Annotated in this window: 10 protein-coding genes and 1 pseudogene; 6 read left to right on the forward strand and 5 right to left on the reverse strand. The window is 72.3% G+C overall.

Features of this window, described 5'->3' with window-relative positions; genetic code table 11:
• Nucleotides 1-11: 11 nt before the first annotated feature.
• Nucleotides 12-995, reverse strand: a complete 984-nt coding sequence (locus tag KXC43_RS40105; protein ID WP_221381478.1) for a MurR/RpiR family transcriptional regulator — start codon at nt 993-995, stop codon at nt 12-14.
• A gap of 609 nt (nt 996-1,604) precedes the next feature.
• On the opposite strand from KXC43_RS40105, the gene KXC43_RS40110 reads away from it, so the two are divergent.
• Nucleotides 1,605-2,336, forward strand: coding sequence for a DUF4253 domain-containing protein (locus KXC43_RS40110; protein ID WP_221381479.1), 732 nt, complete (start codon nt 1,605-1,607; stop codon nt 2,334-2,336).
• A gap of 177 nt (nt 2,337-2,513) precedes the next feature.
• On the opposite strand, the gene murD is transcribed toward KXC43_RS40110, so the two are convergent.
• Nucleotides 2,514-3,863, reverse strand: coding sequence for a UDP-N-acetylmuramoyl-L-alanine--D-glutamate ligase (murD, locus tag KXC43_RS40115; RefSeq protein WP_221381480.1), 1,350 nt, complete (start codon nt 3,861-3,863; stop codon nt 2,514-2,516).
• 63 nt (nt 3,864-3,926) lie between these two features.
• Here murD and KXC43_RS40120 point away from each other — a divergent pair, with 63 nt between their 5' ends.
• Complete coding sequence (locus KXC43_RS40120) at nt 3,927-5,234, forward strand: MurL-like N-terminal domain-containing (RefSeq protein ID WP_498370579.1); 1,308 nt, start codon at nt 3,927-3,929, stop codon at nt 5,232-5,234.
• The gene (locus tag KXC43_RS40125; protein WP_308129481.1) at nt 5,231-5,641 is read left to right on the forward strand and encodes a cupin domain-containing protein; all 411 of its coding nucleotides are present in this window, start codon (nt 5,231-5,233) and stop codon (nt 5,639-5,641) included. Before KXC43_RS40120 ends, KXC43_RS40125 begins: the two co-directional genes overlap by 4 nt.
• Nucleotides 5,642-5,655: 14 nt before the next feature.
• Here KXC43_RS40125 and KXC43_RS40130 read toward each other — a convergent pair whose 3' ends face one another.
• Both KXC43_RS40130 and KXC43_RS40135 read right to left on the reverse strand, forming a co-directional pair.
• On the reverse strand, nt 5,656-6,819 hold the full coding sequence (locus KXC43_RS40130; RefSeq protein WP_255645637.1) for an FAD-binding oxidoreductase: 1,164 nt from the start codon (nt 6,817-6,819) through the stop codon (nt 5,656-5,658).
• Between the two features lie 2,224 nt (nt 6,820-9,043).
• Nucleotides 9,044-10,180 (reverse strand): MalY/PatB family protein, encoded by a 1,137-nt coding sequence (locus tag KXC43_RS40135; RefSeq protein ID WP_221381481.1) that lies wholly within the window; start codon nt 10,178-10,180, stop codon nt 9,044-9,046.
• 148 nt (nt 10,181-10,328) lie between these two features.
• Here KXC43_RS40135 and KXC43_RS40140 point away from each other — a divergent pair, with 148 nt between their 5' ends.
• The 3 genes from KXC43_RS40140 (at nt 10,329) to KXC43_RS40150 (ending at nt 12,470) form a co-directional block, all read left to right on the forward strand.
• On the forward strand, nt 10,329-10,994 hold the full coding sequence (locus tag KXC43_RS40140; RefSeq protein ID WP_221381482.1) for a hypothetical protein: 666 nt from the start codon (nt 10,329-10,331) through the stop codon (nt 10,992-10,994).
• Nucleotides 10,995-11,064: 70 nt separating this feature from the next.
• Nucleotides 11,065-11,652: a dihydrofolate reductase family protein gene (locus tag KXC43_RS40145; RefSeq protein WP_221381483.1), complete on the forward strand. Its 588-nt coding sequence runs from the start codon at nt 11,065-11,067 to the stop codon at nt 11,650-11,652.
• A complete protein-coding gene (locus KXC43_RS40150) occupies nt 11,649-12,470 on the forward strand; it encodes a TrmH family RNA methyltransferase (protein WP_221381496.1) in 822 nt (273 codons plus the stop codon). Before KXC43_RS40145 ends, KXC43_RS40150 begins: the two co-directional genes overlap by 4 nt.
• A gap of 363 nt (nt 12,471-12,833) precedes the next feature.
• Here the strand turns inward: KXC43_RS40150 and KXC43_RS40155 are convergent.
• Nucleotides 12,834-13,190 (reverse strand): annotated as a pseudogene (locus tag KXC43_RS40155) (SPFH domain-containing protein); the annotation flags it as partial.

Below are 13,190 nucleotides of genomic sequence, written 5' to 3' on the forward strand. Positions count from 1 at the left end.
ATGATGCGATTTCAGGTGGTGCTGCCGTCCTTGGCCGCCTTGTGGCCATGTACTGCCTGGGCGGTGCGTTGGAAGGCTGCGTGCGAACGTTCGTGGGTCCGCTGCGCGACGGCGATGTAGAGAAGATCGAGGACGACCAACTGGGGATGACGGGCGCTGAGCGCGTCCGGCCGGAAGGTCGTCGCCTGGGTGGCGGTGAGAAGAGTGATGTCGGCCAGCTCGGCCAGCGGCGAACGCGGGAAGCTGGTGAGGGCGATGGTGGTGGCGCCCCGGCTGCTCGCCTCGGCGAGCATCTCGATCGTCTCGCCGGTCTCTCCGCTGTGCGAGATGCCGAGCGCGACGTCACCGGGCCGCGAGAGCGCGGCGCTGGCCAGACCGTTGTGCACGTCGGTCCAGGCCCAGACCGGCACCCCGATGCGGTGCAGGCTGAACTGCATCTCCTCGCCGACCAGCGCGCTTCCGCTGGCGCCGAAGATGTTGACCCTCGTCGAGGCAGCGATCGCCACCGCGGCCCGCTCCACCTCGGCCAGGTCGAGCAGCGCAGCCGTGTCGTGCATGGCTTGGGTGTCGGCCGCCATGATCTGGCCGAGGACCCGGTCGAGCGGGTCGCCGGGCTGGATCTCGCGCCCGATGTCGACGGTCCACCCGGCGGAACGTGCCCGCCCGGTCTCCGCCGCGATTCCCAGACGCAGGTCCGCGTACCCGTCGAAGCCGAGTGCGCGGCAGAACCGGGTGATGGTCGCCGGCGAGGTGCCGCTGCGCTCGGCCAGCTCGACGATGGTCGCCCGGGAGGCGGCGGCCGGATCGGTCAGGACATGCTCGGCGACCCGTCGCAGCGCGCCCGTGAACTCCGGCAGCAGCGACCGCACCCGGGCCAGCACCCCGTCCGAGTTCCGCTGACCACCGTTGTTGTGGCTGGTGGTGACCCCCGCACCCGGAACCAGGGAGTCGACGACCGCGGTCGACGCGGCGCCGTCCATCTCCGGCTCGCTCATTGGCCACCCTTTCAGGAAACAGTGTTTACTGTCGCGGTAAAAGTTCTTACTAACCGCCCCTCCGTGTCAAGGTTCTGGGCGAAGTTTTCAAACCGTTACCTGACCTGCGCTGATGAACGCGTGTTACGCGGGCACCGCTTGACGGCCATCGATCCGGAAATGTTCTTTACGGCGTGACAGCCATCACATGCGGGGGTATGTCCGCTTTTGAGATCGGCCGTTCGGCGCACGCCAACTGGATGATCGGAACGCGCGGCATGGCCGTTGGGGCCATCTCTTGGCGACTTTGAAACGTGACCTTTACTCGGGAAACAAGGTCAACACTTTCCCGTACGGGCATCGGGCCTGCACGAGCAGCCGCTTTCGGCTTCAGCAAGATCAGAACTTCGCTCCCGTACGGGCGTGACGCCGGCCCGGGTAGGCCGAGGCGCACCTTCGACGCGCGGCCGCCGTCCAGCCCCTCCCCCGAGGCCGGCCCGGCCCCCGCCGGTCGCACGCCGCACGGACGCGAAAACCGCTCCGGATGCCGATGCGCCACTGATCGCGCCGCCCGCATCAAGGTGTGCGGCCTCGCACCGGCCGCTCGACGCCATAGGCGATCATCGTTCCGTGCCTCCTGATGCCGCTGCCCTGCCGCCGCACGGCCCCCTGCTGACGACCCCCACGGGAGCGCAGGTTCTCGCCTTCACCACGCCGGGCGATCACGCCCTCGACTGGTGGCAGCGCCTGCGCGACGTCCACCCCACCACCGGCTGTTGGCCGTTGCTGCTCGACGCCGACGCCCCGGAGTACTTCGCGGACGGTTACGAGTACGAGAGCCCGGCGGACGCCCAGGCCCGCTTCGAGACCCTCGACGGCGCCGCCCTGCTGGCCGAGCGCTGGGCCGGCAGCCTCCGCGTCTACGGCCCCGAGCTGACCGCCGAGATCAACGCCGACCTGAACGAGGAGCGGAACTGGCCCGAGGCTCCGGAACGGCGCGGCTCAGGATTCGGCCACGCCGACGACGAGGTGACCGTTGCCCTGGTGCCCGCGGCGGCGGGCTGGCTGGTTCCGATGGTGCTGCACTACGGCGGCTGGAACGACTACCCCGACCCCGCCGAACACGCCGCGATCCTGCGCTACTGGCACGACCGGTACGGCGCCGACCTGGTCTCGATGACCGGCACCACCGCCGAGTTCGCCGTCAGGCGCCCGCCCCGCACCCACCCCGAGGCCCTCGACCTGGCCTGGCAGTACAAGGCGTACAACGACGGCTACTACGACTTCTACTTCGCCGACAACCTCACCGACCTGGCCGCCAGCCTGCTGGACGCGCCGGTCTGGCGCTGCTGGTGGGACTGACCCCACCCACGCCACGTCAGGCGATCACCCGCGAATGGGCGCGCCCCTCACAAGCGACCGCCCGACAGCGGGCCCCGCTCTCATAGGCGGCCGTCCCTCCATCAGGCAGTCGCCCCTCCGTCAGGCAGTCGCCCCTCCGTCAGGCAGTCGCCCCTCCGTCAGGCAGTCGCCCCTCCGTCAGGCAGTCGCCTTGATCGCTTCGGCGAAGGCCTCGGAGCGGTGCTCGAAGTTGCGGTACTGGCCGTAGCTGGGGGCGGCCGGCGACAACAGCACCACTCCGCCCGCCGGGGTCAGCTCGCGCGCCCGGCGTACGGCGTCGGGAAGGTCGTCCGCGGCCACACTCTTGATCTTGTCGAGGCCGGACAGCTCGGCCAGGATCCGCGGCCCGCTGTCGGGGATGCCGATCACTGTGAGTTCGCGATCGGCCAGGAAGTGCCGTAGCGGCGAGTAGTCGAGACCGCGATCGGTGCCGCCCAGCAGCACGGTCAGTGGGCGGTCGGCATAGGCCTCGATGGCGTGCATGGCCGAGTACGGGCTGGTCGAGAGCGTGTCGTCGACGAAGGTCAGCCCGGACGGGTCGCCGATCTCGGTGAGCCGGTGCGGCAGCCCCTCGAACGACGCGACCGCCGCCGCGAGCCGCGCCTTCTCGCCCGGCACGTCGATGCCCAGGCCGTCGAGCACGGCCAGCGCCACACACAGGTTGCGGCCGTTGTGCCCGCCCTTGAGCCGCAGCGTCGCGCGCGGGAAGAGCGGCTCGTCGGAGCAGAACACGACGTCGTCCTCGACCCGGAAGCGCGAGTCGTCGGCGGCGGCCGGGACGGGCGGGAAGCCATTGGCGTCGGTCACCCCGCGGATCTCGTCGCGCAGGCGCTCGTCCGACCCGTTCACGACGATCATTTCCGGACTGTGGCGGAGCAGGTTGAGCTTGTCGCGGTAGTACTCCTTCTCGCCGCCGTGCGCGTCGAGGTGCTCGGGGAACAGCGACGTCACGACGGCCACCCGCGGCGAGTCGGTGAGATCCGCGCACTGGTAGCTCGACAGCTCGAGCACGTACTGCTCGGCCGGCGGCAGGTCGAGCAGCGGCACCCCGATGTTCCCGCCGAAGACGTTGGGCCGGCCGAGCGCCGTCAGCAGGTGGCTGATCAGGCTCGAGGTGGTGCTCTTGCCCTTGCTGCCCGTCACCCCGATCGTGCGCGCGGCGTGATCGGCCATCCAGAGGGCGCTACCGCCGGTGACCGTCACACCGCGACGGCGCAGCTCCGCCATCCAGGGGTGAGTCTGCGGCACACCCGGCGAACGCACCACGACATCGGCCGTGACCAGCGCCGGGAAGGCGTGGTCGCCGCCGGCCAGCGGCGCCAGCGCGGCCAGCGGGCCGTCCCAGGCAACGGAGAGGAAGTTCGCGCTGTCATCCACGGCGATCAGCCGTGACGGCGCGTGCGGGGCGATCGCCGTCACCGCGGCCCGGCCCTCGCGGCCCGTGCCCCAGACCGCTACGGACCGGCCCTTCAGGTCTGCCAGGCGCACGTTCTCTTCCCTTCGACGAGTGGCATTAGTATTGCCGGTCGGCCCTCAGACAGGAGTTCCCGGGTGCAGTTCGACGTCATGCGCTTTCCTTCGTACGCCTTCGACCCCACGACCGGGGTGGCGACGTTCGACTACGTGCTCGACGGCCCGGAACCGCTGCGCTTCACCGAGACGATCACGCTGCCCGTTCCGCCGGGTGACAGTGCGGTCCCGGCCGCGCTTCCCCGCGTGCTCGAGCTTCTGCACGTCGTGGCCGGTGTCAGCTACTACAAGGTCGGCGCACCGGCCCGCGTCGTCGCGCCCCGGCCGGTCGCGCCCGCCGTGGCCGGCTACTTCACGGCGATCTACACCGAGGGCCTGGCCGAGTACGCCTACCGCAACCAGCTGCCGCACGTGCTGTCCCTGGTGGTCGAGACGCCGGACGGCGACGTCGAGCCGGCCGAGCCGGTCGACAACAGCCACGGGCGGCCCCTGTCGGCGGTCGGCGGCGGCAAGGACTCGATCGTCACCCTGGAGATCCTGCGCGCGGCCGGGCTCGACCCGGTGCCGTTCTCGGTCAACCCCAACCCGGTGATCCAGAACGTCAACGCCGCCTCCGGCCTGCCCGCGCTGTCCGCGCGCCGCCGGCTCGACCCGCGCCTGTTCGAGCTGAACAAGGCGGGCGCGCTGAACGGCCACATCCCGGTCACCGCGATCAACTCGCTGATCGCGATCGCCACCGCCGTCTGGCACGGCCTGGGCCCGGTGGTGATGTCCAACGAGCGCTCGGCGTCCGACCCCAATCTGATCTGGAACGGTCACGAGGTCAACCACCAGTGGTCCAAGGGCGTGGCGGCCGAGGGCCTGCTGCGCACGGCGGTCACCACCCACGCGGGGCTCACCGAGCCGTACTTCTCGCTGTTGCGGTCGCTGTCCGAGCTGCACATCGCGCAGTTGTTCGCCCGTCACACCCAGTACGACGACGTGGTGACGAGCTGCAACAAGGCCTTCAAGCTGCACGATCCGACCGTCCGCTGGTGCGGCGACTGCCCGAAGTGCCGCTTCGTCTATCTGGCGATGGCCCCCGCCATGCCCCGTGCCCGCCTCAACAAGATCTTCGGCCACGACCTCTTCGCCGACGAGGCCCAGGTCCCCGGCTTCCTGGAACTGCTGGGCATCGACGCCCACAAGCCCTTCGAGTGCGTCGGCGAGGTGGAGGAGTCGGTGGTGGCCCTCTCCATGCTCGACGACGACGCCCCCGTGCTGGTGGCGCTGCGCTCCGCCGTCCCCGCCGAAGCGTGGGCCGCCGCCAGCCGTGACGACGTCCTGACCCCGGGCGGCCCCACCTACGTCCCGGCCGCCTACGCCAAGATCCTGACCGACGCCCTGTGACCGTGTACGACACCGTGACCGAGCACAACGCCGAACCCGGCGCCGTCTACGTCGGTAAGGCCGACCTCGACGCGCCCGAGGAGCAGGGCTGGCTGCTCGGCCACTTCCGCCCGGCCGGCGACCCGCGGCACAGCGCCGACGTCGAGATCAAATGGGGCCGCCACCCCAAGGGCGACTGCCGCGCCAAGTGGGTGACCGGCGAGCAGCGCACGGCCCTGCTGGTCTTGATCAAGGGCCGCTTCCACATGGAGTTCCCCGACCGGACGGTGGTCCTCACCGAGCCCGGCGACTACGTCGTCTGGGGCCGCGGGGTCGACCATTCCTGGCTGGCCGAGGAGGAAGACACGGTCGTGCTGACCGTGCGCTGGCCCTCGGTGGCCGGCTACAAGGTTCCGCCACCGGAATAGGGCCGGGTGGCGGGCTATTCCGGTGGGTCGTGGTGGATGCGGTCCGGGGACACGCCCAGCTGTTGCATTGCCAGGCTGGTGGCGGCGAGCATCAAGGGCGGGCCGGCCAGGTAGACCTCGTGGTCGGACCACTCGCCGTAGGCCGCCACAGCGTCGGTGACCAGGCCGGACGCGTACGGGCCGGGGTCCCCTTCGGAAACGACGGGCACGACGGTGGCCCGGCGGGCGGCGCGGGCAGCCGCGGCTATCTCGTCGATGTCGTACAGCTCGTCGAGATCGCGGACGCCCCAGAAGAGCACCGCCGAACGCGGGTCGCCGGTGTCGGCCAGCTCGATCAACATGGCCTTCAAGGGGGCCACACCGGTGTCGCCGGCGATCAGCAGCAGGTTGCGGCCGGGGTCGGAAGGCAGGGTCATCCCGCCTTCGGCCCGGCTGATGCGCACCGGGTCGCCGACGCGCGTCCGGTGAACGAGCGTGCCGCTGACGCCCGAGGTCGTCTTGGCGCGGACGTGCAGCTCGACGAGATCGTTCCGGCGAGGCGCCCCGGCGAGCGAATAGGGCCGCCAGATGGCCGGCAGCTCGGGCACCTGGACGCGCGCGTACTGCCCCGGCCGGTACGGCATCGGCAGATCCGGCCGCAACCGCACGACAGCCAGGTCGGGCCGGCGCAGTTCATGCGCGACGACGGTCGCGTCCCACACCGGCGGGTCGTAGGCGGCCCGCACCGCGCCGTGGGAGATCCATTCGAACACGTGCTGCCAGGTGGACCGCCAGGCCAGATCGAAATCTTGCCGCCACTGCCCCGGCGCCATGCCGGCCCGCATCGCCTCGGCCAGCGCCGCCCCCACGAGACGCATCTGCCCCGGCTCGACTCCGCACGCGGCCAGCGCCGCCCCCAGCCGCCCCGTGCCCTCGACGAGCACCGGCGGCCGGTCGAGGTGGTGAACCAGCCAGGTCAGAGCCCGCGCGAGCTGCGCCGCATGTGTTGCCGGCCCGCCCGGCAGCGCCGCCATCAGCCCCGGATGCGCCTGCATCAGAGCGGCCCGCAATCGCTCGGCCACCTCAACCGGCCCGCCCGCGAAGGTCAGACTCGTGCTGAGCAGCCGCTGCGTCTCCCGCAGGAGCGCATCGTCGGCCGGGTCCATCCCGTCCCCCGCGCCCCGGCTCGGCGACACCATCGGCGGCATGACGTGCGGCAGATCAAACCCCGGCAACCGCGGCGCCGGCGCTCCCGCTGCCCGCGTAGCGCCCTCCCGCTGACCTTCGCCTCGCAAAAACCCACCTTCATCCCGTACGCGGCCTCCGCTTGCCCACTCAGGCCGCGGCCCGGCCTCCACCTCAGGCGCGTCCGGCGCCCAAGGCTCAGTCACCGGCCGAACCCCACTCTCCACCCGCCGAACCGGCAGCCCCGCGAACTGGTTCCGGCTGGGCCGCCCCACCGCCTCGACGTCGGCGAAACGCCCAGCTTCGTCAGGCGTCACCCCCGCCGAACCTTCTCCCGTACGCTCCACACCCCCGAGCCCCGCGCCGCCGCCACCGTCCCCGTGATCCGGCGTCACCAGCGCCCGCTCGCCACCGCGTACCTCCAAAGAACGCCCGACACCGTCCGTTGTCCCCGGCGCGCTCCCGGCCAAACCCACTTCCCGGAGCGCCTCGGCATAACGCCCAGCCTCCTCCGGCGTCATCAACGGCCCACCAGCCGAGCCGGCCACCCGGAACGCCTCAGCCAGTAGCCGGGCCTCCCCCGGCGACAGCGACACCGCACCAGCCACGCGGAACGCCTCGATGTATCGCCCGGCTTCCGCCGGCGTCATCGATGACAGCCCGGACGCGAGATCCCCAGCGGTGGCGTCCGTGATCGCACCAGCGTCAACCGGTGCCGGCGGCAGTGCCGACGCGGGCCGCTTCCGCGCGGGATCGATCGCCGGCATCCACGCCCGGCCGCCCGCGCTCCCCGCCGGCCCAGCGCCCTCCCCGCCGGCCCGCAGGCCGGGCTCGGCCGTCGAGGGCCCCCCTTTCCGGCCCGGACCCGGCGGCACAGCCCGCACCGAACGCCTGTCCCAGAAGGAGCGCCCGGGCGCAGGCCCAGCTTCTTCGGCCGGCGCGACAGACCCGCCGGCCAGGTCCGAGACAGGCCGGCCATCACCACCGTTGTGCGCCGCCTCGGACCGACCCTCACGGTCGCTGTCCGAAGGGTCGCCGGTGGCGCTTCGATCCGCGCCCGGCAACTCCGCGGCTCCCGGCCCGTTCAAAGCCCCGCGGTCGGCGGGGGGTGTGGCCCAGCGCGGCCGCACGGGCTGGCCGGTGGCGGCTTGATCGTCGTAGTGGGAAGGGGCAGCCGGCAGGCCGGGCCGGGAAACGCCGGGCGGCAGAGCTTCGTGGGGCTCGCCGGCCGGCAGCTGCTGAGGGTGGTCCGCCTCGACCTGGTCGCGCAGGGCCTCAACCGTGTCAGCGATGCCGGCGGCCACAGCGTCGGGAGCGGCCTGACGCAGGCGGATCGCCCGCAGCAGAGCCAGCAGATGCTGGTCGGCGGCGGAACCCGAGCCCGATCCGGACGACACTGGAACACCCCCGCTTCGCGGACCACATCGGCCACTTCAACCGTACTTCCGGACGCGCGCCCGCGCCGCTCTACCGCCGAGACAGCACGCCCACCTACCCATGCATCGCGATCACCCAACAATCCGCATCCCAACTCCCCACCCGCCCTACTCGAGCCCGCAACGCCGCGCAGGAAATCGCGCCGCAAGCCCCGTCACAACGCAGCACCCGGCGCACCGCGATCGCGTGAGACAGCGCGGCGCGAGAGCGCACGCCACACGCAGGCAGCACCGCGAATCGCAACACCGCCAACGCCGACAGCCACACATGCCGCCTGACGCCGGACAGCCCCGTCACCGACACAACGTTCGTCAGCCTGCACCGGGTGGCCATCACGGCTCAGCGGCGCGGCACCGCGCCACCCAAGCAGCACGACGCGCACGCCGTCACGAAAAAGACGGCCCGAGACAACACCACCCGGCAGCACGACGGGGGCAGCGCCACCGAGCCAGCGCGACGCGAGGCAGCGCCACCGAGCCAGCGCGACGCGGGACAGCACCACCCGGCCAACGCGACGCGGGGCAGCACCATCCGGCCAACGCGACGCGGGGCAGCACCACCCGGCCAGCGCGGACGCGAGGTAGTGCCGTCCGGACAGCGCGGACGCGAGGTAGTGCCGCCCGGACAGCGCGGACGCGAGGTAGTGCCGCCCGGACAGCACGACCCGGGGGCAGAGCCACGGGAAGGACGGCCCAACGCAACACCGCCTGGGCGGCACGATGCGAGGCAGCGCCTCGTGAGGCAACGCGACGTGGGAACGCCTCTGACGCGACGGGTCGGGGGCTCGCGGTCGAGGGGCGGTCAGGTGGAGACGGTAGACATGCGGGCCACCGCCTCGGTCAGGATTTCGGGGCTCGTGGCGAAGTTGAGGCGGATGAAGCCCGAGCCGGCCGCGCCGAATCTGGTGCCGGGCTCGACGGCCACCCGGGCCTCGGTCAGGAAGCGGTCGCACGGTTCGGCGTCGCGGCCCAGCGCCGAGGCGTCGAGCCAGGCCAGGTAGGTGGCCTCGGGCGGCACCCAGCGCAGCGCCGGCAGCTGGGTGGCCAACAGCGACGACAACTGGTCGCGGCGGGCCGCCAGCGTTGTGATCAGCGAGCTCAGCCAGGCGTCGCCCTCGGTGAAGGCGGCCACGGCGGCCAGGACGCCGAGATGGCCGGTGCGTTCGGTGACCTCGACGGCCAGGCCGTCGACCACGCGGGCCATGCTTGGAGAGGCGCTGACGATCGCCGCGCACTTGAGGCCGGCCAGGTTGAAGGCCTTGCTGGCGGAGACCACGGCCAGCGCGACCTCGGCCGCGCCGGGCACCGAAAGCAACGGGGTGAACGTCGCGCCGGGGAGCACCAGCGCGCCGTGGATCTCGTCGCTGATGATCGGCACGTGGTAGAGCCGGGCCAACCGGACGAGTTCGGACAGTTCGTCGGCAGTGTGTACCCGGCCGACCGGATTGTGGGGGTTGCACAGGATGTAGGCCGCGGGATGCGCGGCGAAGGCCGCCTCGAGCGCCGCCAGGTCGAGTTTCGTGCCGGCCAGCGGCACCTCGACCACGCGGCCGCCGGCCTCGGGCACCCAGTCGAAGAACGGCGGGTAGACCGGCGGGCTGATCACCACCGGGTCGCCGGGGCGGACCAGGCGGCGCAGTAGCTCGACCACCCCGACCCCGACGTCGGTGACCTGGGTGACCTGGGACGGGTCGGGTTCCCAGCCCCACTGCCGCCCGGCGAAACCGGCGAACGCCTTGCCCAGCTCGGGGCCGGGAGTCGAATAGCCGATGTCGCCGCGGCTGACCGCCTCGCTCAGCACGGCGGCGACCGGCGGGGCCGGCAGATAGTCGGTCTCCGCGACGAAGAGCGGCAGCACGTCGCCCGGGAACCTGCGCCACTTGATGCTGCGCCGCAGGCGGAGTTCGGCGAGGGCGGGGACGGTCAGTTCTGTGGTCATGCCGACATCTTCGCGTGCCCGTCCGACAGTTTCCCGGTGGTGGGTTTCTGTGAATTCGCTGCACGGCCGGCGGCGCTCTGGAAGGCTGCACCCAGGATCCCGACGGTTGCCCCCGAGCCGCTCGACTTGAGCCACGCGAGGCGGAGCCATGAGCATCAGCCACCGTCAGACGGCCAGCGGCCGACCGCTGCGGGTCGCGCCCGCCTGGGTCGGGGGCGCCGGCACGACCGACACGGAACACCTTCTTCCCGTACGCGAAGCAGTGTGGGTCTGGAGCGTGCGGCGCTACGCCCGCCTGGCCCTGTGGGCGCTGCCCGCGGCGGCCCTGCTGCACGGCTGGACGACGCTGGGCATCGACACCCCGCCCGGCCCGCTCCTGGTGACCGTGGCCGCGGGCTGGCTGGCCGCCATCGCCATGATCGCCCTGGCCGGTCTGCTCGCAGGGTCCCGGACCCGCCGTTCCGCGCTGCTCGGGCTGCTGCTCGGCCTGGCCGGGATTGCCGTCACCCTGCCCCTGACCGCCCTGCCGGCCGGCACGGTGGCCGCCGGCGCCCCGCTCGACGCCGGGCAGCTGCGCCTGGTCGAGGTGGGCGCCACCGCGGCCATCGGGGCGGGCTGGATTCTGCTGGGCTGGGCCGTTTTCCGCTCGAAGCTGGTCAACCCGGCCGACGGTGTGCTGCTCATGCTGGCCGCAGCGGCGATCGGCGCCGGCGCTCACGCGCAGCGGCCGCTGCCGACCGTCGGCGCCCTGTTGCTGCTGGCCGCGGGCACTGGCCTGGCCTGGACGGGCGGACGGCTCATCCCCAAGCACTGAAACGTCGTACCCCAATGGCATGCTCGCAGTCAGTCCCGGGAACGTCCGGGGCCTGGTGGAAGGAGCTGCCATGGCCAAGGTGGTCGCCGACATCTCGGTGTCGCTCGACGGGTTCGTGACCGGCCCCGAGCCCGGTCCCGGCCGGGGTCTGGGCCGCGGCGGCGAGGCGCTGCACCTCTGGGCGTTCGAGGGCGACGCGATCGACAAAACCGTCCTGGCCGAGAGCACCGACGCCACCGGCGCCGTCGTCATGGGCCGGGCCCTGTTCGATGTGGTCGACGGTCCCGACGGCTGGAACGACGAGGTGGGCTACGGCGCCGGCCTGGCCGCGCAGCCACCGGTCCTCGTGGTCACCCGCGTCCCGCCGGCCGAGGTCCGCCAGGCCGACAGGTTCACCTTCGTGGTCGACGGCATCGCCAGCGCCGTCGAGAAGGGCCGGTCCCTGGCCGACGACCGCGACGTCGTCATCATGGGCGGCGGCGCGACCGTCCGCGGCGCGATCGAGGCCGGTGTGGTCGACGAGCTGCGGCTTCATCTCGCCCCGGTGCTGCTCGGCGGCGGCACGAAGCTGTTCGAGGGGGCCACGCCGCGCCGCCTCCGTCAGATCCACGTGCGGGCGTCCGGCCACGCCACCCACCTCACCTACCGGGTCGACTGAGCGCCGTGCCCGAGGTCCAGCTGATCACCGATCCCGGCGACGACCGGCTCGGCGACTACCGCGCCCTGACCGATCTGGAACTGCGCACGAAGTGGGAACCGCCCAACGGGTTGTTCATCGCCGAGGGCGAGCTGGTGTTGCGCCGCGCGCTGCGGGCCGGCTACCGGCCGCGGTCCTATCTGATCGACGAGAAACGCACCGACCAGATCGCCGATCTGCCCGGCGACGCCCCGATCTACGCGGCCACCCCGGCCGTGCTCGAGAAGGCCACCGGCTTCCACGTTCACCGCGGGGTGCTGGCCTCGTTCCACCGCGTCCCCTTGCGTACGGCCGAAGACGTCATCGCCTCCGCGCGGCGCGTCACCGTCCTGGAAGACGTCAACAACCACACCAACATCGGCGCCGTGTTCCGGGGCGCGGCCGCGCTCGGCATCGACGCGGTGCTGCTCTCGCCGACCTGCGCCGACCCGCTCTACCGCCGCAGCGTGCGGGTCAGCATGGGTGAGGTGTTCGCCGTGCCGTACGCGCGCCTGGAGCCTTGGCCCGACGGCCTGGAACTACTCCGGCAGAGCGGCTTCACCGTCCTGGCCCTGACGCCGGATGCCGGGGCGGTACCGCTCCAGCGGCTCCCCGACGCGCAGCGCGCGAAGACGGCGCTGCTGCTGGGCGCCGAGGGCCCCGGCCTGTCGAAGAACGCGCTCGCCGCCAGCGACGTCCCCGTCAAGATCCCGATGCGCCGCAACGTCGACTCGCTCAACATCGCCGCCGCGGCCGCCGTCGCCTTCTGGGAGCTCGGCCGCGACGACCCGGAAGTCTGAACGCGACGCCCCGCCGGCACCGGTCGCTGCCCGCCCGAGACAGCAACCGCCCGCAACGGCAAAAGCCGGCGGCCCAACGCGGGCTAAGCGCGAGCCAGCAGCCAGGCGGCCCAGCAGCCCAGCGGACCAACAGCCCAACGAACCAGCGGCCCAGCGAACCAACAGCCCAACGAACCAGCGGCCCAGCGGCCCAGCGAGCCAAGCCCGGCCCGCGCGGGCCGGGCTTGGCTGGTCAGCCTGGGCCAGGCCGGCCCGCGCGGGCCAGCGGGCCAGCGGGTCAGCGGGTCAGCGGGTCAGCCCAGGCGGCCTCAGACGCGAGACGGCCGGCTCCCTGAAAGGAGCCGGCCGTTCGATAAGCGAGCGTCAGGCGCGTTCGCGGTCGACGACGCCGTTGTAGTCGGCGCCGCCCAGGGCGGCTGACGGCGGGATCGGCTCGGGGGCCGGCAGGGCCGCCGTCTTGTCCGGGTCGCCGCTGACCTGGGCCTCGGCGACGCGTACCTGGTCGTTGACCTTCTGCGCCTCGGCGGCGGCGGCCTCGGCGGCCTCGACGGCCTCGCGCTCGACGGCGGCCGAGTCGACCGACGCCTTCGGGATGTCGCCCGCCATGTTGGCCAGGCCGCCCAGCGCGCCGCCCATGCCCTCAAGGGCCTTGGTCAGCTCGGTCGGAACGATCCACACCTTGTTGGCGGTGCCGTTCGCGATCTGCGGAAGGGCCTGCAG

The organism is Paractinoplanes polyasparticus (assembly GCF_019710575.1).
Taxonomy (GTDB): Bacteria; Actinomycetota; Actinomycetes; order Mycobacteriales; family Micromonosporaceae; genus Actinoplanes; species Actinoplanes polyasparticus.

Coding starts and splice junctions, on each gene's coding strand:
- KXC43_RS40130 (WP_255645637.1), bottom strand. CDS start 6,819: ATGGTGTCGCCGAGCCGGGGCGCGGGGGACGGGATGGACCCGGCCGAC.
- KXC43_RS40135 (WP_221381481.1), bottom strand. CDS start 10,180: ATGACCACAGAACTGACCGTCCCCGCCCTCGCCGAACTCCGCCTGCGG.
- KXC43_RS40105 (WP_221381478.1), bottom strand. CDS start 995: ATGAGCGAGCCGGAGATGGACGGCGCCGCGTCGACCGCGGTCGTCGAC.
- KXC43_RS40140 (WP_221381482.1), top strand. CDS start 10,329: ATGAGCATCAGCCACCGTCAGACGGCCAGCGGCCGACCGCTGCGGGTC.
- KXC43_RS40145 (WP_221381483.1), top strand. CDS start 11,065: ATGGCCAAGGTGGTCGCCGACATCTCGGTGTCGCTCGACGGGTTCGTG.